Raw genomic sequence first — 21,929 nt, forward strand, 5'->3', positions numbered from 1 at the left:
TCCGCGCCGTCGAACCGTGCCTGACCCCAGCCGCTCGCCGAAACCTTGTCGACGCCCGGGACGGCCTCGACTGGTACGACGAGACGCCGGACGGGTTCGTGTTCTCGGTCAAGGGTCCGCGCTTCGTCACGCACATGAAGAAGCTGGTCGACGTCGACGCGCCGATGGCCAACTTCTTCGCCTCCGGCGTACTTGCTCTCGGCAACAAACTTGGTCCGGTGCTCTGGCAGCTGCCGCCGAATCTCGGGTACGACGCCGACCGGTGCGGACCGTTCTTCGAGTCGTTGCCGCGCACCACGGCGGCCGCAGCCGAGGTCGCGAAGGGTCATGACGAGCGGATGGAGGGCCGGGCGTTGCTGGAGTGCTCGGTCGACATCCCGCTCCGGCATGCGATCGAGGTGCGGCACTCCAGCTTCGAGACCAAGGAGTTCGTCGAGCTGTGCCGCGCGTACGACATCGCGCTGGTCTGTGCGGACACCGCCGGCAAGTGGCCGATGTTCGGCGACGTCACCTCCGACTTCGCCTATGTCCGCCTACACGGCGCCGAGGAGCTCTACGTCAGCGGGTACGACGACGAGTCGCTCGACCACTGGGCCCGCAAGATCAGATCCTGGAAGCGCGACACCTACGTCTACTTCGACAACGACGTCAAGGTCCGTGCCCCCTTCGACGCGGAAGCCCTCGCCCAACGCCTGAAGATCAGAAAAGCCGGGCGGTGACTGGTTCCTCCAGGTCCAGGAGGAACTGCTTCCGCTTGAGCCCGCCGGCGTACCCGGTCAGTGAGCCGTTCTTGCCGACCACGCGGTGGCATGGGACGACGATGCAGAGCGGGTTCTGGCCGACTGCCTTTCCCACCGCTTGGGCCGTCTCGCCGAGTCGGGCTGCGATCTCGCCGTACGTCGTGGTCGCGCCGTACTCGATCTCGGTGAGGACCGCCCACACGCGCCGCTGGAAGGCGTCGCCGCGCAGGACGATCGGGAGGTCGAAGCCGATCCGCTCACCGGCGAGGTACTCGTCGAGCTGGCGGGCGGCCTCGGCGATGACCGGGTCGGTCGGCTCGACCGGCTCGCCGAGAGTGGCCGGCGCCGGCTTCACCCAGTGGTGCGGGAAGTAGACGCCGGCCAGTGCGTTGCCTGCGGCGACCAGGGTGAGGTCACCGATCCGGGTGCTGACGGTCGCGTGCCTGATCATGCTGATGGAACGCGTCAGCACCCGGACGTGTGAGCCTCAGGAGCCGACGCGCTCCCGGGTCCGGCGCCGGAACTCCCGGCCGACCTGAGTCACCTCGGCATGCTGCACGTCGGTGACCACCATCGCCGGCGAACCGTCCGCCGGCGCCTGGGCCACCCACTCGCCCCGCGGGTCGATCACGCCCGCCTCGAGCCCGCCGTCCGGGTTGGCCGACACGGCGAAGCTGATCCAGCAGGTGTTGTTGACCGCGCACCCGCGCGCCTGAACGGCTACGTGCTCGTGGTGCGAGACACCGTTCGTCGCGTACGACACCAGTACGCCGTCAGCGCCGAGCTGGTCGTACTCCGTGAACAGTTCCGGGAACAGCACGTCCAGCCCGAGCGCGAGCCCGAACCGGAATCCGTCCACGTCGAAGGTCACCGGCTGCTTGCCGGGGCTGTACATCCAGGTGAGCTTCGTGGTCGACAGCGTGCGTTCGTCGTACCGGGCGACCACTTTGCCCTGGTCGGAGACGACGTACATGCTGTTGTGCGGGCGATCGGGTGCGGGCAGTTGGTGCACCGACGGGATCACCGCCCAGATCCCGAGCTCACCCGCGAGTACGGCGATTCGGTCGAGCTCCTGCTGCAGCACGGTCCAGTCGGCCTTGGTCCAGTCGGACGGGCCGACGTCGTCCGGGCCGAGCTCCGACATCACGTGCTTGCTCGGGAAGCAGATCGCCCCCTCGGTGAAGTGCACCAGGCGGGCGCCGGCCTTCGCGGCCTGCTTCAGGAAGCTGCGGATCTCGGCGCCGGCCTCCCGGAGCAGAGCGGCGCTGGTCGGGTCGTCGCGCATCGTCGACTGGACGACGGCGAGACGCAGGGTGTGGTTTTCCGGCATGTCTGGTTCTCCTGTGGGAGTCGGACGGAAGTACCGGAGGGCAGCCGTGTAGGACTCACCCGTCTTGGCGGCGCGGGCTCGAACCCGCCGTTTGAGGTTCCTGTGCGCTGTCATCTGGCCTTCCACGCACTCGTCCGCGATCCCCCAGCGATCCCGTCCGAGGCGGCTGACCAGGACGTACGGCCCGAGACAGGAAGTCCCTTTGCCTTCTCGATGAGACCGGGCTGGGGCCGGTCGACGAAGGTGAGGCGCGGGCCGCGCCGGATCCACATGCTAACCGAAGGTGCAGACCGACAGGAGGTATCCGGCTCCGGACGAGTTCTGCGGCGACTCGCACGCAGGGGAGACCCTGCCGACGCGGACTACCTCCTGTCCGTTTGCCCCCGGCGGCATAAGTCCAGCCAGAATGGGGTTGGCTTGGAGGAGCAGGTCCAGACGACGTTGGGAGCAGAGGGTGAGCATTCGAGTCGGGTACAAGGCGTCGGCGGAGCAGTTCGGGCCGCGGGAGCTGGTGGAGTACTCGGTCCGGGCCGAGGAGCTCGGGCTCGACAGTGTGACCGTCTCGGACCACTTCCTGCCGTGGCGGCACGAGGGCGGCCACGCGCCGTTCGCGCTGGCCTGGCTGGCGGCGGTCGGCGAGCGGACCAACCGCGTGCTGCTGGGAACGTCGGTGCTGACGCCGACCTTCCGGTACAACCCGGCGGTGATCGCGCAGGCGTTCGCCACGATGGGTGAGTTGTACCCGGGGCGGGTGATGCTCGGAGTCGGCACCGGCGAGGCGCTGAACGAGATCGCGGTGTCGGGGATGGAGTGGCCGGAGTTCAAGGAGCGGTTCGCGCGGCTGCGGGAGGCGGTGCAGCTGATCCGCGACCTGTGGACGAAGGACGGCGTGAGCTCCGAGGGGCCGTACTACAAGACGGTCGACGCGTTCATCTACGACCGCCCGGAGACCCAGCTGAAGGTGTACGTCGCCGCCGGCGGACCGCTCGTGGCCAAGTACGCCGGCCGCGCGGGCGACGGGTTCATCGCGACCTCGGGCAAGGGGATGGAGCTGTACACCGAGAAGCTGATCCCCGCGGTCAAGGAGGGTGCTGAGAAGGCCGGGAAGAAGTTCGACGACCTGGACCGGATGCTCGAGGTCAAGGTCTCCTACGACCGCGACCCCGCGGCCGCGCTGGAGAACACCCGGTTCTGGGCGCCGCTGTCGCTGACGCCGGAGCAGAAGCACAGCGTGACCAGCGCGACCGAGATGGAGCGGCTGGCCGACGAGCTGCCGATCGAGCAGGTCGCGCAGCGCTGGATCGTCGCCTCCGACCCCGAGGAGGTCGTGAAGCAGTTCCAGCCCTACCTGGACGCCGGCTTCAACCACTTCGTCGTGCACGGTCCCGGCAACGACCAGGAACGCTTCCTCACCCAGTTCACCTCAGACGTGCTTCCGCTGCTGCGGAAGCTCGGCTAACGCAGGTCCTCCGAGAAGGCCTTGCCGGCCTGGGTGAGCAGGGGGACGGCTCGTTCGACGAGCTCTTCCGACATCCGGCCGGCGGGCCCGGAGATCGAGATCGCCAGCCGGGACGGCGCGTCCGGTACGGCGACCGCGACACAGCGCACCCCGAGCTCCTGCTCGCCTTCGTCGGTGGCGTAGCCGACCTCTTCGGCCTTGTGCAGCTGGGCGGTGAACGCCTCGGGGTCGGTGATGGTGTTGTCGGTGTGCTTCGGCATGCCCGTGCGATGCAGTAGCTCGCGCACCTCGGCCTCGGGCAGCTTCGCGAGGATCGCCTTGCCGACGGCCGTGCAGTGCGGCAGCACCCGGCGGCCGACCTCGGTGAACATCCGCATCGAGTGCCGCGACTGGACCTGCGCGAGGTACACGATCTGGTCGCCGTCGAGCATCGCCATGTTGGCCGACTCGCCGAGTTCGTCGACCAGGCGGGTCAGGTGCGGGCGGGCCCAGACGCTCAGCATGTTCGAGGAGCTCTCGCCGAGCCGGATCAGCCGCGGGCCGAGCACGTACTGCCGGGACGGCTCCTGGCGCAGGTAGCCGAGGTCGACCAGCGTGCGGACCAGCCGGTGGATCGTCGGCAGCGGCAGGCCGGACGCCGTGGCCAGCTGGGACAGGCCCATCATCCCGCCCGCGTCGGCCATCGTCTCGAGCAGCCCGAAGGCGCGCTCGATCGACTGCACACTGCCCGACCGGCCCTTGCCCTCAGTCTTCTCCGCCACCGCACACTCCCTCTTTCCGGATCATGGAAGTTTAGCGACAGATACCGGACATTGCGGCTTCCGCAAAGTAGATATTAGTATCCGCGATACGGAAACTGGCGTCAAGGTGAACGAGGTGTGTTGTCATGACTCACGTGGACGATCTCGCTGCGGAGTTGGATCGGCTGCTGGCTGCGGCCGATGCGGAGCTGGCCGCGCGGTACCCGGGTGATCGAGGGGTCCGGCAGCCCGTGCACACCGTCTACGTGCCGGCCGACCGGTACGACGCGGACACCGTCGGCGAGTGGGGTTCGCAGGCGAAGGCCGCGCTGGGCGACGGCCCGGCGGGGTTGACCGAAGCGCTGGATCTCCCGGCGGACCTGGGGGCCGAGCTGCACGAGCGGGTCCGCGCCAAGCTGGAGCGAGAGCCGATCGAGGATCTGCGGATCGACTTCGAGGACGGCTACGGGACCAGGCCGGACGAGCAGGAGGATGCCGCCGCGGTCGACGCGGCCCGTGCGCTCGCGAAGACCGTGAAGGCCGGCTCGGCGACGCCGTACCACGGGCTGCGGATCAAGTCGCTGGAGGCGCCGAGTCGCCGGCGTGGGCTGCGCACGCTGGATCTCTTCGTCCGTGAGCTGGCCGGCGCCGACGCGGTGACGGACTGCTTCGTGATCACGCAACCGAAGGTGACGTCGGTCGAGCAGGTCGAGGCGATGGTCGTCGTATTGTCGACAATCGAACGAGCCTACGATCTGACTGTCGGATCGTTGCCGTTCGAGATCCAGGTCGAGACCCCGCAGGCGATCCTCGGCCCGGACGGCAGCGCGCTGATCGCCCGGATGATCAGCGCGGGCGCCGGCCGCGTCACCGGTCTGCACTACGGCACCTACGACTACTCGGCTTCGCTCGGCGTGGCGGCGGCGTACCAGAGCATGGATCACCCGGTCGCCGACCACGCCAAGGACGTGATGCAGCTGGCCGCGGCAGGCACCGGCGTGTTCGTCTCCGATGGCTCGACGAATGTCCTGCCGGTCGGCGACACCGAGGCCGTGCATGCCGCCTGGCGACTGCACTTCGGCCTGGTCCGGCGATCGCTTGCCCGCGGCATCTATCAGGGCTGGGACATGCATCCGGCCCAACTCCCGACTCGGTACGCGGCGACGTACCTCTTCTACCGCGAGGGTCTGGAAACGGCCGGTGCTCGGCTGCGTGCGTACGTCAGCGGCGGCAACTCCGGCTATCTCGACGAGCCCGCAACCGCTGCGGCCCTGGCGGGCTACGTACTGCGTGGCCTCGAGTGTGGCGCCGTGGATCCGGCAGAGGTCGACAAGCTGATCGGTGTGGACACCATGGGCCTGGCGAAGCTCGCCCGGCGACCAGTGCGGTCCTGACGGCTCGGGGCTAGCCTCGCGACATGCGACTGGTAGCGGAGTTCACCACCGAGCCCTTCGATGTCGAGGGCCAGCCGCCCGCCCACGCGACCAAGGCGCTCGAGGCTGCCCGGGAGGCGGGGCTGGAGTGCGACTTCGGCCCCTTAGGTACGTCGGTCCGCGGTGAAGAGGAACTGCTGCTGCCGGCCGTGAGTCGGGTCCTGGAGGCCGCATTCGCCAACGGCGCGAACCAGGTGACGTTGCAGGTGCGCCAGGACGGCACGGTCCGGGCTCCGCGCGAGGGCAGTGGGGTGAGCGCGCTGCTCGCGGAGGTTGCGGCCGAGCTCGGCGGGCCGTTGAGTGGGTTGTCCCGGGGCGACAAGCAGCGGGCCGTGCTGCTGCTCGAGGCCAAGGGCGCATTCGAGTATCGCAAGTCGGCGGAGACCGTGGCCGAGGCTCTCGGCGTCACCCGCTTCACCGTCTACAACTACCTGAACCGGGCCCGCGACTGAGAAATTCAACAAACTGTTGACGTAGGATCAGCTCGCGTGCCACTCTCGTCATACGGAAATTCAGTTTCGTGATTCGAGAAGGTGTGACCTGTGGATCTGCTGGAGTTCAACGCCGCGCCGGACGACCGGCTGCGCCCGTTGCTGGCGGCCTGTTGCGACGTCCCCCGCTGGGTCGACGCCGTTCTGGCCGGCCGTCCGTACGGCGACCTCGAGGCGCTGACCGGGGCCGCTGACAAGGCCTTGCGCGAGCTCGACGCCAGTGACGTCGACCGGGCTCTGGCCGCGCACCCCCGGATCGGCGACCGGGCCGAAGGGGCCGGCACCGAGGCGGCCTGGTCGCGCAACGAGCAGTCCGGGGTCGGCGACGACCCTGACGTCCGTACGGCGCTGGCGGCGGGCAACCGGGAGTACGAGGAGCGGTTCGGCCGGGTCTTCCTGATCTGCGCGACCGGTCTGTCGGCGGAGCAGATGCTCACCAGCCTGCGCGAGCGGTTGACGCACGACGAGACTGCCGAGGCGGCCGTCGTACACGAGGAACTCCGGAAGATCGCACTCCTCCGATTGGCAAAGGTCGTCTCATGAGCTCTGTCAGCACGCACGTTCTGGATACCGGACTCGGGCTGCCCGCCTTGGGGGTGCCGGTCCGGCTGTCCCGGATCGCCGACGACCAGGTCGCCGTACTCGGAGAAGGCGCGACGAACGCCGACGGGCGGTTCTCCGACTTCGAGGCGGGACTCGAGCCCGGCACGTACCAGTTGTGGTTCGACATCGACGCCTACGCGGCGAAGTCCGGCCAGACGATCTTCTTCCCCGAGGTCACCGTGACCTTCACGATCTCCGACGAGCGGCACCACCACGTCCCGCTGCTGCTCAGTCCGTTCGCCTATTCCACCTATCGAGGGAGCTGACCCATGGCCATCCACCTGGGCGCCAACCAGTACGGCAAGGCCGAGAGCCGGGTCGTCCGCATCTACCGTGACACGCCGCGGCACCAGATCCGCGACCTGAACGTCTCGTCGGCGCTGCGCGGCGACTTCGAGGACGCGCACACCACCGGCGACCAGCGCGACGTGCTGCCGACCGACACCCAGAAGAACACCGCGTTCGCGTTCGCCAAGGAGAGGGGCATCGGCGCGATCGAGGACTACGCGCTCACCCTCGGCGCGCACTTCATCGACTCCGCGCCGGCCGCCGAGGGCGCGCGCGTCGAGGTCGAGGAGTACACCTGGGAGCGGATCCAGGTCGACGGCCAGGAGCACGACCACTCCTTCGTCCGGGCCGGCAGCGGCGTACGGACGACGGTCGTCAACGTCGAGGGCCGCGGCGACCAGCGGAAGTCGTACGTCGTCTCCGGAATCAAGGACCTGGTCGTGCTGAAGTCCACGGGCTCGGAGTTCCACGGGTACCTGAAGGACAAGTACACGACGCTGCAGGAGACCGACGACCGCATCCTCGCCACGTCGCTGGTCGCCCGCTGGCGCTACGACCACACCGAGGTCGACTGGGACAAGTCGTACGACGAGATCAAGGCGCTGCTGCTGGAGCAGTTCGCGAAGATCCACAGCCTGGCCTTGCAGCAGACGCTGTACGGGATGGGCGAGGCAGTGCTCGAGCGGCATCCGGAGGTCGCGGAGATCAAGTTCTCGGCGCCGAACAAGCACCACTTCGTGGTCGACCTGAGCCCGTTCGGCCTGGAGAACCCGAACGAGGTGTTCATCGCGGCCGATCGCCCGTACGGCCTGATCGAGGCGACCGTGGTCCGCGACGACGCGTCCGACGCCGGCTCCGCGTGGCACGCCGTACCGGGCTTCGTGTAGGAACCTCCAACCGCAGGTCGCCGGCGGGGCCGAAGTTCGTGGTCCCTGCCGGTGACGCGCGATCGAGCCGATGGGTTGACTGGACCGCATGAGCACAACGCGGATCGTCATCGATGGGGCGACGGTGGTCACTCTCGACCGCAGCCGCCGGGAGTTCACCGGCCATGTCGTTGCTGAGAGCAACCGCATCGTTGCCGTCGGTCCGGGTCCGGCGCCGGCGTACGCCGAGGCACGGGTGGTCGACGGGCGGGGCTGCCTGGTCACTCCGGGGCTCGTCAACACTCACCAGCACCTGTACCAGTGGGTGACTCGTGGATTGGCCGCTGACGCGACGCTGTTCGGCTGGCTGACCACGCTGTACCCGGTGTGGGCCGGCATCGACGACGAGTCCGTGCACGTGGCAGCTCAGGCCGCGCTGGCCCGGCTCGCGCGGACCGGTTGTACGACGGCGTCCGACCATCACTACGTCTTCCCGCGTGACGGGAAGGACCTGCTGGAGGCGGAGATCCTTGCCGCCGCGCAGGTCGGGATGCGGTTCCACCCGTCCCGGGGATCGATGGACCTCAGTCAGAAGGACGGCGGGCTGCCGCCGGACTCGGTCGTCGAGGACCGCGACGAGATCCTGGCCGCGACCGAGGCTGCGATCAACCGCTGGCACGATCCCGGCCCGGACTCGATGCTGCAGCTGGTGGTCGCGCCGTGCTCGCCCTTCAGCGTCACCGGTGAGCTCATGCGCGAGGCCGCCGTACTCGCCCGTCGCAAGGGTGTCCGGCTGCATACCCATCTGGCCGAGACCACCGACGAGTCCGCGTACTGCCGGGAGCACTTCGGATCCACGCCGTTGGAGTACGTCGCTGAACTCGGCTGGACGGGGTCGGACGTGTGGTTTGCCCACGGCATCCACTTCTCCGACTCCGAGATCGCGCACCTGGGGCGCACCGGGACCGGGGTCGCGCACTGCCCGAGCTCCAACGCCCGGTTGGGCGCCGGCATCGCTCGCGCAGCAGACCTCCGCGCGGCGGGCAGCTCTGTTGGCCTAGGCGTAGATGGTGCCGCCAGCAACGAAGCCGGAAGCCTGGTCGAGGAGTTGCGGCACGCGTTGCTGTTCGCCCGCGCCCGCGGTGGACCTGAGGCGCTCGACGTCCGTGCCGCGCTCGAGATGGCCACCCTCGACGGCGCCCGCATCCTCGGCCGCGAGAACGAGATCGGCTCGATCGAGGAGGGCAAACTCGCCGACCTGGCCCTCTGGCGTCTCGACACGCTGGAACACGCAGGCATCGCCGACCCGGTAGCCGCGCTGGTCCTCGGCACCCCGCCGCCTCTGGATCTCCTTCTGATCAACGGCAAACCCGTCGTCGAGCACAACAGAGTCATCACCGTGGACGAGTCCGGCTTGGCGCTCCAGGTAGCCAAGGTCCAAAACGACCTACTCACCAAGGCTCGCTGAGACACGCTCTGCCTGGTGCGGGTGGAGTACGGGCAGTGGGGTGTTCCTGCAGATTCCTACTGTGCTGCAGGAACACTTGTCCAAGCGAGAAATGGAACTTCATGAGGAACATCCTGCGTCGACCGCGCACCGTCGTCGTCGCCACAGCGTTGGCAGGCAGTCTGGTGCTGGGCCTGGCCGCAGCAGCTCACGCGGACTTCGGCAGCCCGAGTGACCCGACGGCCGCGCCGTCCGTCGAGTCCTCTCCCGCCGCGACGGCAGCGACAGGTACGACGGCAGCGACGGCAGCGACAGCCGAGACTGACGCGGAGACCGCGGCGGTCGCGAGCTGCTTCGGTACCTATCTGAGCCTCGGCAGCCGTGGCACCTGTGTGCGGCTGCTCCAGAAGAACCTGGGTGGGCTCAGCGTGGACGGCGTGTACGGCACAGGGACGCGGAGCCGGGTCCGGTCGTTCCAGGACGACGCCGGCCTCACTGTCGACGGCAAGGTCGGGCCCCAGACCTGGCGGAAGCTGCGGACCTACGGCAAGGCGTTGGCCTGGGTGTCCGGAGTCACCATGTACATGTGCAAGGTGAACTCGGAGACATTCCGTGTCTCCGTGTGGAACAACTCGGGCAAGTGGGCCGACTGGGCCTACTACATGTGGGACCACGGCTACCCGATCGACGGAGAGGTCATCGGCGACGACCGGATCGCCACCCAGTTCAACATCTACGCCGGCGCGTACGACGGCAAGCAGTTCACCGCCTGGGTCGGAACCTACGGCAACGCCCACCACACCAAGTCCGTCCGCGACATCTCCCGCAACACCCTCCCCGCCTGCGCCTGACAGCCCCACAGCCAGCTACGCGCGCTCCTCCGTCGCGCGTCCGCCCGGCTGCCCCACCCACGCCTCCGCGCGGCTCATCGCCGCTCGGTGAGCAGAACTCGTCGGCGTCGCCGGCCGGTGGACCGCTCGGTTGCTTCTGGCAACGTGGCGGTCACCGGCCTGGCAGGCGCGGGATGTTTGTCAGCGGCCCTGGCCGCCGCGGTCGCGCTTGTGGGCGTCGCGTACTTCCGGCGAGTCCCAGCGGCCGCCCTTGGCCTCGATGTTCTTTGCCGCCTTGAGATGTCCCATGTCCGTGAGGCGATCGACGACCGGGCCGTGCGCCTTGAGAAGATCCATCGCCTTCTTCATTCCCGCTTCGTCCCGCTCTTCTTGGTTGCTCAAGTTCATCTCCTGTGTGATTCATGGCGAGGCGTGCGTCACCACTTCGTTGATTCGGCGACATGTTCTCACCGCTTCGGGTCACGCATCCGACGTGTGCTTCTGGCAACTGGTTCCCGACTGTTTGCCAGTTACAGGTAGGCCAGAGCCACCAGGAAGAGGGCGAAGGCGGACCAGGTTGTTGCGCACTGGATCCAGTTGATCGTGAAGTAGGTCTGGCGGCCGGCTTCCCAGTCCGCCGGCATCGCCTCGGGGTCCCAGGCAAGCATCACCTTGTAGTGCGGTGTCTTCCACGCGTTCGACAGGATGATCACACCGACGACCACGATGCCCAGGCCGATCGCGGTGAGCACGAACGACGTGGAGCCGCGGTCGTCCCAGAGGAGCACGAGCGCGAGGATCGGGCCGAGGAACATCACGATCGACCAGGCGAGGTTGTACGCCTTCCCGAGTCCACCGCCGGCGAATTCAAGGAACGCTCCCATAAAGTTCCGGAAGCCCCGGCCGTCCATCTCCTGGAGCATCGGGCGCATGATCGTGCACAACATCCCCAGCAGGCCGGACGCAAGCCCCGAAAAGAAGCAAATAACCGCGAGTGTCCACTGTTCTGCCGTCACAGCACCCCCCTCTCGCTGCTAGGCCCGACGATAAAACTGCGCTCAGATACGGGTCAAGCAACCAAATCAAGGGCATCCCGGACACGCGCGCCCGTGCGAGCACGCGCTTAAGGAGTAGGCGCGTGGGCTGACCAGCGGTTCAACCGGAGGTGGTTCGCCGAGTTGTGGATTTCTGCAGTAGATCCGCTCGCTGAAGCACCGAAATCGACGACTCGGCAAACGTCGGATGCTCCTATGGATGTCAAGACGGGTGTGGGTGGTGCGGCTGGTTGATCCGGGCCGGATCTGGTCGCAGCGCAGCGCGGCGCAGGTGGTGACCAGCTCGCGAGTCGGCAGGTGGCGCACCTGGTCGCGGAGTTCTTCGGATGCGGTGACGACGAGGGTCTTGCTCCGGCGCACGCAGTCGGCGCGGTGGCTGATGGCGCCGCGGTGGGCAATGCGCAGGTTGCGGAGTGCTTCCTCGGAGTATTTCGGGTCGGACTTGCGGCTGATCAGCGGGGCTTGCGGTCGGGCCGGTCGACCTCGATCACCCGCACCCCGTGTCCGCTCAGGTAGCAGGCCAATCCGCTGCCATACACCGGTGCCCTCGACACCGACCTTCACCACGCTGCCGAAGCTCTGCAACCAGGCCGCAGTTGCCGGTAACCCGCCATACTGGCGGGGAACACACCCGATGACCCAGGAGCCGGTCAACGGCATCGATCGCCGCGGCGGTGTGAGTGTCTCAATGAGTGTCCACGCCACCGGTCACCTCGAGCCGGCGACACAGTCGGTTCATGCGATGGTGGTCATCAGCCGTCCTTTCGCTAGGGCCAGGGCGGCACGCACCAGCCGAGGCGAGCGGACAAACAGTATGGGTGCCTGCTGGCACAGGCTCTTATGCAGTCACAACCCCTGGCCCGGTGAGTGCAGGCACGCCCCGCAGTAGTCGACCGACAGATCCCGACAATGACCCGAAGTCAGTTAGAGGGCGAGTCAGGACGACCACTGCGGGGCCCACTCACATCATCCTCACTGTTAGGGGTGGAGGAGGTCGCCGTTGATCCAGACTGCGTGGACGTCGGCGGGGGTGCCTAGGGTGAAGAGGCGGGCGAGGGCTTCTTCGGCGTCGTCGGCGTGGGCTACGCCTACTGCGAGGGGGGAGCCGTCGGCGGGGCGGAGGAGTTGGGCGTCGAAGCGTTGGCCGACGCTCAGGTGGCCGACCTCGTCCAGGCCCAGGGCGTCCGCGCCGGCCGCGGTCGCCAGGTACAGCAGGTGCGCAGCGTTCAGCGGATGGCCGTGGTCGCCGATCAGTTGCTGGCAGAAGTACGCCTGCAGGCCCTCTTTCAGCAGGGAGAAGCCGGTGCCTGCGCCGACGTCGGACCCCAGTGCGACGCGGACGCCGTACTGGAGGTGCCGGGACAGTGGGAAGAGTCCGCTGCCGAGCGCGGCGTTGCTGGTCGGGCAGTGCGCGACCGCCGCACCGCCTTCGCCGAGCGTCTTCAGCTCGACGTCGGTCGGGTGGACGTTGTGCGCGAGCACGCTGCGCCGGTTGACCAGCCCGTGCTTGTCGTACGTGCTCACGTAGTCGCTGCCGCCGAACAGTTCGGACACCGTGGCGATCTCCGCCTCGTTCTCGTTCACGTGCGACGTGAACAGCGAGCCCGGGATCTCCTCGAGCAGCGTCTGGCAGACAGCGAGCAGCTCGTCGGTGCACGAGAGCGAGAAGCGGGGCGTGACGGCGTACCGGTTCCGGCCGACGCCGTGCCAGCGCTCGGCGAGAGCCAGCGACTCCGCATAGGCCCGCTCAGGTGTGGTGAGCAGGTCCTCCCGCAGGAGCCGGTCGCTGACGACGAGCCCGCTGGTGATCCGCAGGCCGACCTTGGCAGCAGACGAGAACAGTACGTCGACAGCGTCCGCGTAATGCGCTCCGAAGACCAACGCACTCGTGGTCCCCGCCGCCGCGAGCCCGCGAACGAACTCGGACGCGACCCCCGCCGCGTAGGCGGTGTCAGCCATGCGCGCCTCCTCAGGCAGCGCATAACGGTCGAGCCACTCCAGCAGCGGCAGCCCGAGGCCGCCGACCGCCCGAATCTGCGGGAAGTGCACGTGGGTGTCGACGAACCCGGGCAGCACCAGGCCGCTGCGCAGGTCGACGATCTCCTCGGCCGGGTTGGCCCGCCGTACGTCGGTGAAGGTGCCGCGCGCAACGATCACGCCGTCCGTCACCAGCAGCGCGGCGTCTGCGTCGACGCGCAGGCTGCCGCCGGTGAAGGGGTTCTCCGGCGTGTCGAGGAACGTGCCTCGGTAGATGGTCATGCTTTCGCCTCACGGTGTGCAGGGTTGCGTTCGGCAACGAACTGGTGGAGCAGCCAGGCCGCGACGCTGACCGCGATGGTGGCCGGCTCCTTGCCGGCCAGATCGGGCAGGCCGATCGGGGTGGTGATCCGGTCGATCGCCGCGGCGGAGTTGCCGTCCTCGGCGAGTTTGCGGCGGAACCGAGCCCACTTCGCGCTGGACCCGATCAGCCCGATCGTGGCCAGGTCGTCCCGGCGGATCGCGGCGTCGCACAGGGCGGCGTCCTCCGCATGGTCGTGGGTCATGATCAGGACGTGGGTACCGGCCGGCAGCTCGCCGACGACGAGCTCGGGCAGCACCGGCACGTTGTGCACGTGCAGGTTGGCCACCGCGTCGTCGAGGACGACCATCCGCTCGGTCACCAACTGGTCGGGCCGCGAGTCGATCAGGTGCAGCTCGATGTCGTGCCGGGCCAGGATCCGCGCCAGCTCGAGTCCGACGTGCCCGACGCCGAAGATCGCCACCGCAGGAACCACCGGCAGCGGCTCGAGCAGCAGCTTCACCTCACCGCCACAGCACTGAACCCCGTGCTGGTACGGCGCTTTGTCCGACAACGCGACCTCGATCACCTCAGGCTCGCCAATGCCCGCCGTGATCATCGCCCTGGAACGCTCGACCGCCAGCGCCTCCAGATTGCCGCCGCCGACAGTCGCCCAGGTCCCGTCCGCCGCGACCACCATCTTCGCCCCGGCCTCGCGCGGCGAGTGCCCGCGCACCGAGATCAGGGTCACCAGGACGCCGGGCAACCGCTGCTCGCGGAGCCGCTCGACCGCCTTCATCCATTCCATCTCGGTCGTCACACCCCACTCGCCTGCGCTTCGAGGCGCTCCACGCGGACCGCCGACCGGGCCTTGTCGAGCGCCCAGTACACGGCCTCCGGCGTCGCTGGCGAGGGCAGATCCACGCTCGTGCCGGAAGGTCCAAACGCAGCCGCAGCCTGCCGCAACGCTTCGCGCACCGAGAAGGCCAGCATCAGCGGCGGCTCGCCTACGGCCTTCGAGCCGTAGACCGCACCTTCCTCATGCGCCTTCTCCAGCAGCTGGACGTTGAAGACCTCAGGCATCTCCGAGAAGCTCGGCAGCTTGTACGTGCTGGCCGCCTGCGTGGCCAACCGGCCGCGATTCGGGCCGGTGCTCTCGTCCCAGCGCAGGTCCTCGAGCGTCAGCCACCCGGTGCCCTGGACGAAGCCGCCCTCGATCTGGCCGATGTCGATCAACGGGCTGAGACTGTCGCCGACGTCGTGGACGATGTCGACCCGGCGCACCGTGTAGGCGCCGCTGAACCCGTCCACCTCGACCTCGGCCGCGGCGACGCCGTACGCGAAGTACTTGAAGGGCTCGCCGCGCATCGCATTGGGGTCCCAGTGCAGGCCCTCGGTGCGGTAGAAGCCGGCCGCCCAGAGCTGAACGCGCTGGTGGTACGCGCTGTTGATGATCTCCTCCCACGGCACGCTGTCGCCGGTCAGGCTGCTGACCTGGCCGTCGGCGAACCGCACGTCGTGCGGGCTGATCCCGAGCCGGCCGCCGGCGACCTGCGCGAGACGGTCGAGGATCTGCTCGCACGCGTTCTTGATCGCCGCGCCGTTGAGGTCCGCGCCGGAGCTGGCCGCGGTCGCCGAGGTGTTCGGCACCTTGTCGGTGCGGGTCGGGGCGAGCCGGACCCGAGTTAGCGGGAGACCCAGCGTGGTGGCAGCGACCTGCAGCATCTTCGTGTGCAGGCCCTGCCCCATCTCGGTGCCGCCGTGGTTGATCAGCACCGAGCCGTCCTTGTAGACATGCACGAGCGCGCCGGCCTGGTTGAACGCGGTCAGGTTGAACGAGATGCCGAACTTCACCGGCGTCATCGCCAGCGCCCGCTTCCGGTGAGCATTCGAAGCGTTGAACGCCGCGATCTCCGCCTGCCGCCGTACGACGTCGCCGTTGGACGACACCTGGCTCCAGCAGGACTCCAGCCGGTCGGCATGCCGGACGGGCTGTCCGTACGGCGTGGTGTCGTTCAACCGGTAGAGGTTGCGCCGGCGCAGCTCGGTCCCGTCGTACCCGAGCAGCGGGGCGCAGCGGCCGAGGATGTCCTCGACGACGATCATGCCCTGCGGGCCGCCGAACCCGCGGAACGCGGTCTGCGACGTCTTGTTCGTCTTGGCGATCCGGCCGTCAACGCGGACGTTCGGGATCCAGTAGGCGTTGTCGATGTGGCACATCGCGCGGGCGAGCACCGGCTCGGACAGGTCCAGGCTCCAGCCGCCGTCGGAGGTCAGCGTGGCATCGAGCGTGACCAGGTGACCGTCGTCGTCGAAGCCGGCCCGCCACTCGCTGTGGAACCCGTGCCGCTTGCCGGACATCGTCAGGTCCTGCGTCCGGTTGAGCCGCAGCCGCACGGGTCGTCCGGTCAGCGTCGATCCCAGTGCGGCGATCGCAGCGAACCCGTGCGGCTGCATCTCCTTGCCTCCGAAACCCCCTCCCATCCGGAGACACTGCACGGTCACCTCGTGGCTCGGCACGCCGAGAACGTGCGCGACGATCTCCTGCGTCTCGGACGGGTGCTGCGTGCTGCTCTGAATGAAGATCTGGCCGCCCTCGTCGACGTGAGCGAGCGCGCAGTGGGTCTCCAGGTAGAAGTGCTCCTGCCCGGCGAACTCGAACTCGCCGTGGAACACGTGCGCCGCGTCCGCGAACGCACCCTCGACGTCACCCCGGACCAGGTGCCGTCCGGTGCCCTGGAAGCTGCCCGCGGCGATCGCCTCCCGGACGGTCACCAGCGACTCGAGCGGCTCGTAGTCGACCTCGATCGCGGCCGCGCCGAGTCGCGCAGCCTCCAACGTGTCGGCCAGCACCCAGCAGATCGCGTGCCCGTGGAACATCGCCTCGGTCGGGAACAACGGCTCGTCGTGCTTCACGCCGGCGTCGTTCACCCCAGGTACGTCGTCACCCGTCAGCACGCGGACCACGCCAGGGACGTCGTACGCCGGTTTTACCCGCAGATCCGTGATCCGGGCGTGCGCGTGCGGCGACTGGACCGGCCAGGCGTGCAGGACGTCGCGGGTCCGCTGCACCAGGTCGTCGGTGTAGAGCGCCTTTCCGGTGACATGCAGCGCGGCGCTCTCGTGCGGCAGCGGCAGACCAACAACGGCCTGCTGCGGACGCTCTGACAGCGAACTCATGCGCGTACTCCTTCCGCGTAGAACCGGAGCAGCGACTGGCCGAGCATCGCCGAGCGGTACGACGAGCTCGCCCGGTGGTCGTCCATCGGCGTACCCTCGGCCGCCATCACCGCGGCCGCCTCCCGGACGGTCCGCTCGGTCCATGGCTTGCCGATCAGCGCCTGCTCGGTGGCCAGCGCGCGCAGCGGAGTGGCGGCGACCCCGCCGAGTCCGATGCGGGCCCGCCGTACGACGCCGTCCTCGACGTCGACGGCGTACCCGACGGCAACGCTGGAGATGTCGTCGAACCGCCGCTTGGCGATCTTGTGGAAAGCGGACAGCGGTTCGAGCGGCAGCGGGATGACGATCGTCCGGATCAGCTCGTCGGCCGCCTTCATGGTCTGCCGGTAGCCGGTGAAGTAGTCCGCCAGCGGTACGACGCGCTCACCTCGACGGGACGCCAGGACGAGCGAGGCGTCCAGCGCCAGCAGGGCCGGCGGGGTGTCACCGATCGGCGAGCCGGTGCCGAGGTTGCCGCCGATGGTGGCGCCGTTGCGGATCAGCCGGGACGCGAACTGCGGGAACATCTGGGCCAGCAGCGGCACCCGCCCGGCCAGCAGCCGCTCGATCTCGCTGAGCGTCAGCGCGGCGCCGAGCCGGACCTCGTCCGGGCCGAACGAGAACTCCCGCAGCTCGGCCAGCCGGTCGATCGCGACGACCAGCGGCTTCCGGACGCCGCGGAGGTTCACCTCCACCCCGACATCGGTCGACCCGGCAACGATCTGCGCTTCGGGGCTCTCGGCAAGCACCTCGAGGACCTCGGCCAGATCGGCCGGCCGCAGGAACTCCGCGCCGTCCACCTCGATCGCGGTGGCCACCGGCGGTGGCGGCGGCGCGGACCGGCGGGCGGCCAGCGCGTCGTCCACGGCCGGCTCGCCCAGCGCGTAGGCCGCGTCCTTGATCGGGCGGTACCCGGTGCAGCGGCACAGGTTGCCGCTCAGCGAGTGCAGGTCGAAGCCGTTCGGCCCGTGCTCGTGGTCGCAGTGCCCGTTGGACGTCGTACGCGTGGAGCGGTAGAACTCGGCGGCCATGCTGCACACGAAGCCCGGCGTGCAGTACCCGCACTGTGACCCGCCGCGTACGGCGAGCTCCCGCTGGACCGGATGCAGTTCCTCCGGGGAGCCCAGGCCCTCGGAGGTGATGACCTCCTGGCCGTCGAGCGCCGCGACCGGCAGCAGGCAGGCGTTGATCGCGGTCCACTCGGTCGGGGCGTCGGTGCCGGGCCGGGCGACGAGCACGGAACATGCTCCGCACTCGCCCTCGGCGCAGCCCTCCTTTGCCCCGGTCAGGCCCCGGTCCCGCAGCCAGTCCAGCACCGAGGTGTGCACGGCAACGTCACCGAGGGCGGTCGGTTCGCCATTGACCGTGATCGATGGTGCTTGCGTGGTCGTCGTACTCATCGGCTAGTGCTCCAGCGTGTTCTTGCACTATGAATCGGATTGGCGTCCGAGAGGAAGTCGTCGAACCGGTACCCAGCGATCTTGGCGATTTCCAGCAGGGCCGCGGCGTGTTCCTGGTTCTCGCAGTTGCCCAGCCGATCCCGGCCCTGCTCGAGGATCCGGTCGAACGACTCCGCGTCCCGGACCGAGATCACCAGCGGGAAGCCGAACCGCTCCCGGTACGCCTCGGTGATCGCGGCCAGCTCGTCGCGCTCCGGCTCGGCCAGGAAGGTCAGGCCGCGGGCGGACTGGTCTCGCAGCGACGCCTCACCGCTCAGGCCGTCGGCGACGAACTGCGAGCCGAGCTGCGGGTAGGACTCGATCAGCTGCCGCTGCTCCTCGGGCGAGCCGGAGAACAGGGCCTCCTGGAACGAGCGGCGCAGCGCGTGGGTGTCGGTGAACGGCCGCATCTCCCAGGCCCGCTCGACCATCCAGCGCGGGCCCTGGAACAGGCCGGCGAAGGTCTCGACGAACTCCGCGCGGCTCATCTTGTTCACCTGGTCCAGCCGGACCGAGTCGCCCGGCAGCCCGGCCACCGCGGGACCGAAGTCCTTGCCGAGGTGGTGGAAGACGATGTTCAGCAGGATCGCGGTCAGGCTGCCCAGCGTGATGCCGCTGCCGAAGATGATCTCGGCCCAGCCCGGAACCGCCTGGGCGACCTGCGGCTGCGCGGTGACGTACATCGCCAGGCCGACGCTGGTGGCCACGATGACCACGTTGCGGTGGTCGTGGAAGTCGACCTTCGCCAGGGTCTGGAAGCCGACCACGGCCACGGTGGCGAACATCGCCAGGGCGGCGCCGCCCAGCACCGGGTGCGGGATGCCGGCCACGATCGCGCCGGCCTTGGGGATCAGGCCGAGCAGGATCATGATCGCGCCGGCCGCCGCGACCACGTAGCGGCTCTTGATCCGGGTCAGCCGGACCAGGCCGACGTTCTCCGCGAAGCACGTGTAGGGGAAGGAGTTGAAGACCCCGCCGATCGTGGTGGCCAGGCCGTCGGCGCGCAGCGCGCGGGCGACGTCCTCGCGGCCGATCCGCTTCTCGACGATCTCACCGGTCGCGAAGACGTCACCAGTCGTCTCCACCGCGGTGATCAGCATGACCACGACCATCGAGATGATCGCCGCGAGCGAGAACTGCGGCCAGCCGAAGTGGAACGGCGTGGTCACGCCGACCCAGCCGGAGTCGCTGACCGCGTCGAAGTGCGCGTCGCCGAAGGCCCAGGCGACCAAGGTGCCGGCGACCAGGCCGACCAGGACGGCGATGGTGGCCATGAACCCCTTGAAGATCCGCTGGATCGCAACGATCAGCGCGAGGGTGCCCAGTGCGTACGCCAGGTTCTTGCCGCTGGTCGGGTCGGCCGTCGGCCCGGCGCCGCCGACCGCGTCCCCGGCCGCCACCGGCAGCAGCGCCAGGCCGATGATCGTGATCACGGACCCGGTCACGACCGGCGGGAAGAACCGGATCAGCTTGCTGAAGTACGGGGCCAGGAAGAAGGTGACCAGACCGGCCACGATCACCGCGCCGTAGATGACCAGCAGGCCGTCGGTCCCGCCGCCCGCGGCCAGGCCGATCGCGATCATCGGCGACACCGCGGTGAACGTCACGCCCTGCAGCAGCGGCAGCCGGACGCCCACCTTCCAGAACCCGACCGACTGGATGATCGAGGCGATACCGCAGGTGAACAGGTCGGCGTTGATCAGGTGCACGAGCTCCTGCGTGCTGAGGCCGATCGAGTTCGCGAGCAGGATCGGTACGATCACGGCGCCGGCGTAGAACGCCAGGACATGCTGGAAGCCGTAGACGGCGAGCTTGCCGGGTGGCAGCACCTCGTCGACGGGGTGACGGCTGGCGCGGCGGCCGGGTCGCAGGATTGCCTTCATCGGGCACCTTCCTCGGATGTGGCTCGGGGGCGCGGCGGCGTTTGGTGATCTGCACGACAGCATCCGCGCGCGCCGATCCGGTTTGCACCCCGTGAACCTCCGAAGATCACCCGCTCCGGCGGCCCCGGTTTTGTGCGATCACCCAAACCACGCGGTTCAGAGCGACTTGAGAGCGAGGAACACGTCCACCCGGTCCTCGAGCCGGGACAGATCGCGACCGGTCAGTTGCTCAACGCGTTCGATCCGGTAGCGAACGGTGTTGACATGAAGGTGTAGAGCCTCGGCCGCCCGCGACCACGAGCCGTCGCAGGCGAGGAACTCCTGCAGCGTGGCGAGCAGGTCGGCGTTGGTACGGCGATCGTGTTCGAGCACGGGCCCGAGGACGCGGTGGGTGTAGGTACGCCGTACGTCGTCGGGCAACGTGGCGAGCAGCAGGACGTGCGAGGCGACTTCCTCCGACGTGACCACCGACACCGGCGTACTGCCCGATCGAGCGACCCGATGTGCGAACCGGGCCTCCTCGAGCGCACCCACCAGCGCGTCGACGCCGGTCTCGCCGCTGACGCCGACCGCGAGCCGCGCGCGCACGAGCCCCGAGGAGAGCCGGCCGAACGCTCGGCGGAGCTGCTCCGGCAGCCCGGGGACGAACGGCAGCAACGCGACGAGCACCCCGTTACGCCCCGGCGCCACGACCGCGGGACCGAACGTGAGCGCGACATCCTCGAGCAGCGTGATCGCGACCTCGCTCGGCCCGTCGTCGCGCAGGTCCGCCACTGCGACCACCATCGGCAGGTCCGAGTGCGCACCGGCCTGCCGCAGCCGGATGGCGACTTCGGCATGCGGTGCGCCCGACTCGACCAATGCCAGCGCGTCAGCCACCAGAGGCCGCAACGCCAGCCGCCCTTCGTCCCGGCGAGCCCTGTCCAGCGCGGCGATCGCGCACAGCTCTTGCACTGCCTCGACGTGGTCGCGGGACCAGTCCGTGTGGTTGCCCTCGATCGCCAGCACCCACGCCGTCAGCCGATTCCCCAGACCCGACCCGACCGGGAACAGGCTGTACGACGTACCGAAGGCGTCGGCGACCGCAGGAGTCCGGTCCGCGGTCAGGAACCGCCGCGAGAGCACGTCGAGCACTTCCTCGTCCAGACGACCAGGCCCGGGTACGACGTGCCGGCCGGTCGGCGTGATCACCCGGCAGTCGTGCCCGATCTCGGCGGAGATGCGGTCGGCGAGTTCGTCGAGACTCCGGCCGGCCGCGATCGACGACAACAGTTGCCGTTGCCGGACCAGGCTCGCGGACAGCCGCATCCCCGTCTCGGCCGAGCCTGCGGCGGCGACGTACTCGGTGATGTCGGCGAACGCGATCTCGATGGGGACCTCGACGAGGGTGACCTGGTGGCGGTGGCAGGCCTCGAGCAGATCCTCGGGGACGGCGCCGAGCAACGCCTTCCCGGCCAGGATCGTGGTGGCGCCCCGGACCGCCATCGAGGAGACGAAGGTCTCGCTGTCCGCCTCGCTCCGGCGCCAGACCAGGCCGGTCAGCACCAGCTCGCCGCCGCTCAGGTACCGGCCGGGTTCGAGCAGGTCGGTGGTGACCAGCCGGCCGACCGGACGGGCGAGTGAGTCGTCGGCCAGGTGCAGCAGGCGGAGCCCGAGCTCGGGCGCGTCGAGCAGCTCGGACAGCAGCACGGCGCACCTCCTCCGCCCGGTGTGGTTCTCAGAGGAACGTACAACGCCCGGGCACCCGGCCGGAAACCTTTCCCTTGACGCCGGCGCGCTGGCCCACCTATGGTCTTTTCGCAGAACAGAATTCAACTTCCGCAATACG

At 68.9% G+C, this 21,929-nt stretch carries 21 protein-coding genes; 9 read left to right on the forward strand and 12 right to left on the reverse strand.

The genetic code is table 11. The annotated features are described in order from the left end of the window. On the forward strand, positions 1 to 719 hold a 719-nt coding region (locus tag AB0H36_RS08695; RefSeq protein WP_360518816.1), incomplete at its 5' end, for a DUF72 domain-containing protein. Here AB0H36_RS08695 and AB0H36_RS08700 read toward each other — a convergent pair. Both AB0H36_RS08700 and AB0H36_RS08705 read right to left on the reverse strand, forming a co-directional pair. Further along, positions 700 to 1,191, reverse strand: coding sequence for a methylated-DNA--[protein]-cysteine S-methyltransferase (locus AB0H36_RS08700; RefSeq protein ID WP_360518819.1), 492 nt, complete (start codon positions 1,189 to 1,191; stop codon positions 700 to 702). The genes AB0H36_RS08695 and AB0H36_RS08700 overlap by 20 nt on opposite strands. 36 nt (positions 1,192 to 1,227) lie before the next feature. Further along, positions 1,228 to 2,070, reverse strand: a complete 843-nt coding sequence (locus AB0H36_RS08705) for a carbon-nitrogen hydrolase family protein (RefSeq protein WP_360518822.1) — start codon at positions 2,068 to 2,070, stop codon at positions 1,228 to 1,230. Positions 2,071 to 2,524: 454 nt separating this feature from the next. On the opposite strand from AB0H36_RS08705, the gene fgd reads away from it, so the two are divergent. Beyond that, positions 2,525 to 3,529 carry a glucose-6-phosphate dehydrogenase (coenzyme-F420) gene (gene fgd / locus AB0H36_RS08710; protein ID WP_360518825.1) on the forward strand — a complete coding sequence of 335 codons (1,005 nt, stop codon included), beginning with the start codon at positions 2,525 to 2,527 and terminating at the stop codon, positions 3,527 to 3,529. Here fgd and AB0H36_RS08715 read toward each other — a convergent pair. Then, entirely contained in the window at positions 3,526 to 4,290 is a 765-nt protein-coding gene (locus AB0H36_RS08715; RefSeq protein ID WP_360518828.1) for an IclR family transcriptional regulator, read from the reverse strand. The two genes, fgd and AB0H36_RS08715, sit on opposite strands and share 4 nt — an antisense overlap. Before the next feature lie 125 nt (positions 4,291 to 4,415). Here AB0H36_RS08715 and AB0H36_RS08720 point away from each other — a divergent pair, with 125 nt between their 5' ends. From AB0H36_RS08720 to AB0H36_RS08750, 7 genes are all read left to right on the forward strand, one after another. Continuing rightward, the gene (locus AB0H36_RS08720) at positions 4,416 to 5,663 is read left to right on the forward strand and encodes an aldolase/citrate lyase family protein (RefSeq protein WP_360518831.1); all 1,248 of its coding nucleotides are present in this window, start codon (positions 4,416 to 4,418) and stop codon (positions 5,661 to 5,663) included. Positions 5,664 to 5,686: 23 nt separating this feature from the next. Then, positions 5,687 to 6,154 carry a helix-turn-helix domain-containing protein gene (locus AB0H36_RS08725; protein ID WP_360518834.1) on the forward strand — a complete coding sequence of 156 codons (468 nt, stop codon included), beginning with the start codon at positions 5,687 to 5,689 and terminating at the stop codon, positions 6,152 to 6,154. 90 nt (positions 6,155 to 6,244) lie between these two features. Next, positions 6,245 to 6,736, forward strand: coding sequence for a 2-oxo-4-hydroxy-4-carboxy-5-ureidoimidazoline decarboxylase (gene uraD / locus AB0H36_RS08730; RefSeq protein ID WP_360518837.1), 492 nt, complete (start codon positions 6,245 to 6,247; stop codon positions 6,734 to 6,736). Beyond that, a complete protein-coding gene (uraH, locus tag AB0H36_RS08735) occupies positions 6,733 to 7,062 on the forward strand; it encodes a hydroxyisourate hydrolase (protein ID WP_360518840.1) in 330 nt (109 codons plus the stop codon). The genes uraD (AB0H36_RS08730) and uraH overlap by 4 nt, the downstream gene beginning before the upstream one ends. 3 nt (positions 7,063 to 7,065) lie before the next feature. Next, the gene (gene pucL / locus AB0H36_RS08740) at positions 7,066 to 7,971 is read left to right on the forward strand and encodes a factor-independent urate hydroxylase (protein WP_360518843.1); all 906 of its coding nucleotides are present in this window, start codon (positions 7,066 to 7,068) and stop codon (positions 7,969 to 7,971) included. 88 nt (positions 7,972 to 8,059) lie between these two features. Beyond that, the gene (locus AB0H36_RS08745) at positions 8,060 to 9,418 is read left to right on the forward strand and encodes an 8-oxoguanine deaminase (RefSeq protein WP_360518846.1); all 1,359 of its coding nucleotides are present in this window, start codon (positions 8,060 to 8,062) and stop codon (positions 9,416 to 9,418) included. Between the two features lie 101 nt (positions 9,419 to 9,519). After that, a complete protein-coding gene (locus AB0H36_RS08750; RefSeq protein WP_360518849.1) occupies positions 9,520 to 10,248 on the forward strand; it encodes a peptidoglycan-binding domain-containing protein in 729 nt (242 codons plus the stop codon). Positions 10,249 to 10,428: 180 nt separating this feature from the next. On the opposite strand, the gene AB0H36_RS08755 is transcribed toward AB0H36_RS08750, so the two are convergent. The 9 genes from AB0H36_RS08755 to AB0H36_RS08795 form a co-directional block, all read right to left on the reverse strand. Beyond that, a complete protein-coding gene (locus tag AB0H36_RS08755) occupies positions 10,429 to 10,629 on the reverse strand; it encodes a hypothetical protein (protein ID WP_360518852.1) in 201 nt (66 codons plus the stop codon). A gap of 128 nt (positions 10,630 to 10,757) precedes the next feature. Next, positions 10,758 to 11,150 (reverse strand): hypothetical protein, encoded by a 393-nt coding sequence (locus AB0H36_RS08760; RefSeq protein ID WP_360518855.1) that lies wholly within the window; start codon positions 11,148 to 11,150, stop codon positions 10,758 to 10,760. Positions 11,151 to 11,309: 159 nt separating this feature from the next. Continuing rightward, positions 11,310 to 11,987 (reverse strand): hypothetical protein, encoded by a 678-nt coding sequence (locus AB0H36_RS08765; protein WP_360518858.1) that lies wholly within the window; start codon positions 11,985 to 11,987, stop codon positions 11,310 to 11,312. A gap of 273 nt (positions 11,988 to 12,260) precedes the next feature. Next, positions 12,261 to 13,541, reverse strand: coding sequence for a guanine deaminase (guaD, locus tag AB0H36_RS08770; RefSeq protein ID WP_360518861.1), 1,281 nt, complete (start codon positions 13,539 to 13,541; stop codon positions 12,261 to 12,263). Next, complete coding sequence (gene xdhC, locus AB0H36_RS08775; protein WP_360518864.1) at positions 13,538 to 14,380, reverse strand: xanthine dehydrogenase accessory protein XdhC; 843 nt, start codon at positions 14,378 to 14,380, stop codon at positions 13,538 to 13,540. Before xdhC ends, guaD begins: the two co-directional genes overlap by 4 nt. Next, a complete protein-coding gene (gene xdhB, locus AB0H36_RS08780; RefSeq protein WP_360518867.1) occupies positions 14,377 to 16,740 on the reverse strand; it encodes a xanthine dehydrogenase molybdopterin binding subunit in 2,364 nt (787 codons plus the stop codon). The genes xdhC and xdhB overlap by 4 nt, the downstream gene beginning before the upstream one ends. Next, on the reverse strand, positions 16,737 to 18,179 hold the full coding sequence (locus tag AB0H36_RS08785; protein ID WP_360518870.1) for an FAD binding domain-containing protein: 1,443 nt from the start codon (positions 18,177 to 18,179) through the stop codon (positions 16,737 to 16,739). Before AB0H36_RS08785 ends, xdhB begins: the two co-directional genes overlap by 4 nt. Then, positions 18,176 to 20,101: a 2-oxo-4-hydroxy-4-carboxy-5-ureidoimidazoline decarboxylase gene (gene uraD, locus AB0H36_RS08790; protein ID WP_360518873.1), complete on the reverse strand. Its 1,926-nt coding sequence runs from the start codon at positions 20,099 to 20,101 to the stop codon at positions 18,176 to 18,178. Before uraD (AB0H36_RS08790) ends, AB0H36_RS08785 begins: the two co-directional genes overlap by 4 nt. A 156-nt stretch (positions 20,102 to 20,257) precedes the next feature. Beyond that, a complete protein-coding gene (locus tag AB0H36_RS08795; RefSeq protein WP_360518876.1) occupies positions 20,258 to 21,790 on the reverse strand; it encodes a helix-turn-helix domain-containing protein in 1,533 nt (510 codons plus the stop codon). Between the last annotated feature and the right edge of the window lie 139 nt (positions 21,791 to 21,929).

The sequence above is a fragment of the Kribbella sp. NPDC050820 genome (genome assembly GCF_040653975.1).
Lineage (GTDB): Bacteria > Actinomycetota > Actinomycetes > Propionibacteriales > Kribbellaceae > Kribbella.

What these genes read in the sequence shown, in the direction of transcription:
- AB0H36_RS08700 (WP_360518819.1), bottom strand. Translation starts at nt 1,191, where the DNA reads ATGATCAGGCACGCGACCGTCAGCACCCGGATCGGTGACCTCACCCTG.
- AB0H36_RS08705 (WP_360518822.1), bottom strand. Translation starts at nt 2,070, where the DNA reads ATGCCGGAAAACCACACCCTGCGTCTCGCCGTCGTCCAGTCGACGATG.
- AB0H36_RS08720 (WP_360518831.1), top strand. Translation starts at nt 4,416, where the DNA reads ATGACTCACGTGGACGATCTCGCTGCGGAGTTGGATCGGCTGCTGGCT.
- AB0H36_RS08725 (WP_360518834.1), top strand. Translation starts at nt 5,687, where the DNA reads ATGCGACTGGTAGCGGAGTTCACCACCGAGCCCTTCGATGTCGAGGGC.
- uraH (WP_360518840.1), top strand. Translation starts at nt 6,733, where the DNA reads ATGAGCTCTGTCAGCACGCACGTTCTGGATACCGGACTCGGGCTGCCC.
- pucL (WP_360518843.1), top strand. Translation starts at nt 7,066, where the DNA reads ATGGCCATCCACCTGGGCGCCAACCAGTACGGCAAGGCCGAGAGCCGG.
- AB0H36_RS08745 (WP_360518846.1), top strand. Translation starts at nt 8,060, where the DNA reads ATGAGCACAACGCGGATCGTCATCGATGGGGCGACGGTGGTCACTCTC.
- AB0H36_RS08750 (WP_360518849.1), top strand. Translation starts at nt 9,520, where the DNA reads ATGAGGAACATCCTGCGTCGACCGCGCACCGTCGTCGTCGCCACAGCG.
- AB0H36_RS08760 (WP_360518855.1), bottom strand. Translation starts at nt 11,150, where the DNA reads ATGCTCCAGGAGATGGACGGCCGGGGCTTCCGGAACTTTATGGGAGCG.
- guaD (WP_360518861.1), bottom strand. Translation starts at nt 13,541, where the DNA reads ATGACCATCTACCGAGGCACGTTCCTCGACACGCCGGAGAACCCCTTC.
- xdhB (WP_360518867.1), bottom strand. Translation starts at nt 16,740, where the DNA reads ATGAGTTCGCTGTCAGAGCGTCCGCAGCAGGCCGTTGTTGGTCTGCCG.
- AB0H36_RS08785 (WP_360518870.1), bottom strand. Translation starts at nt 18,179, where the DNA reads ATGAGTACGACGACCACGCAAGCACCATCGATCACGGTCAATGGCGAA.
- uraD (WP_360518873.1), bottom strand. Translation starts at nt 20,101, where the DNA reads ATGAAGGCAATCCTGCGACCCGGCCGCCGCGCCAGCCGTCACCCCGTC.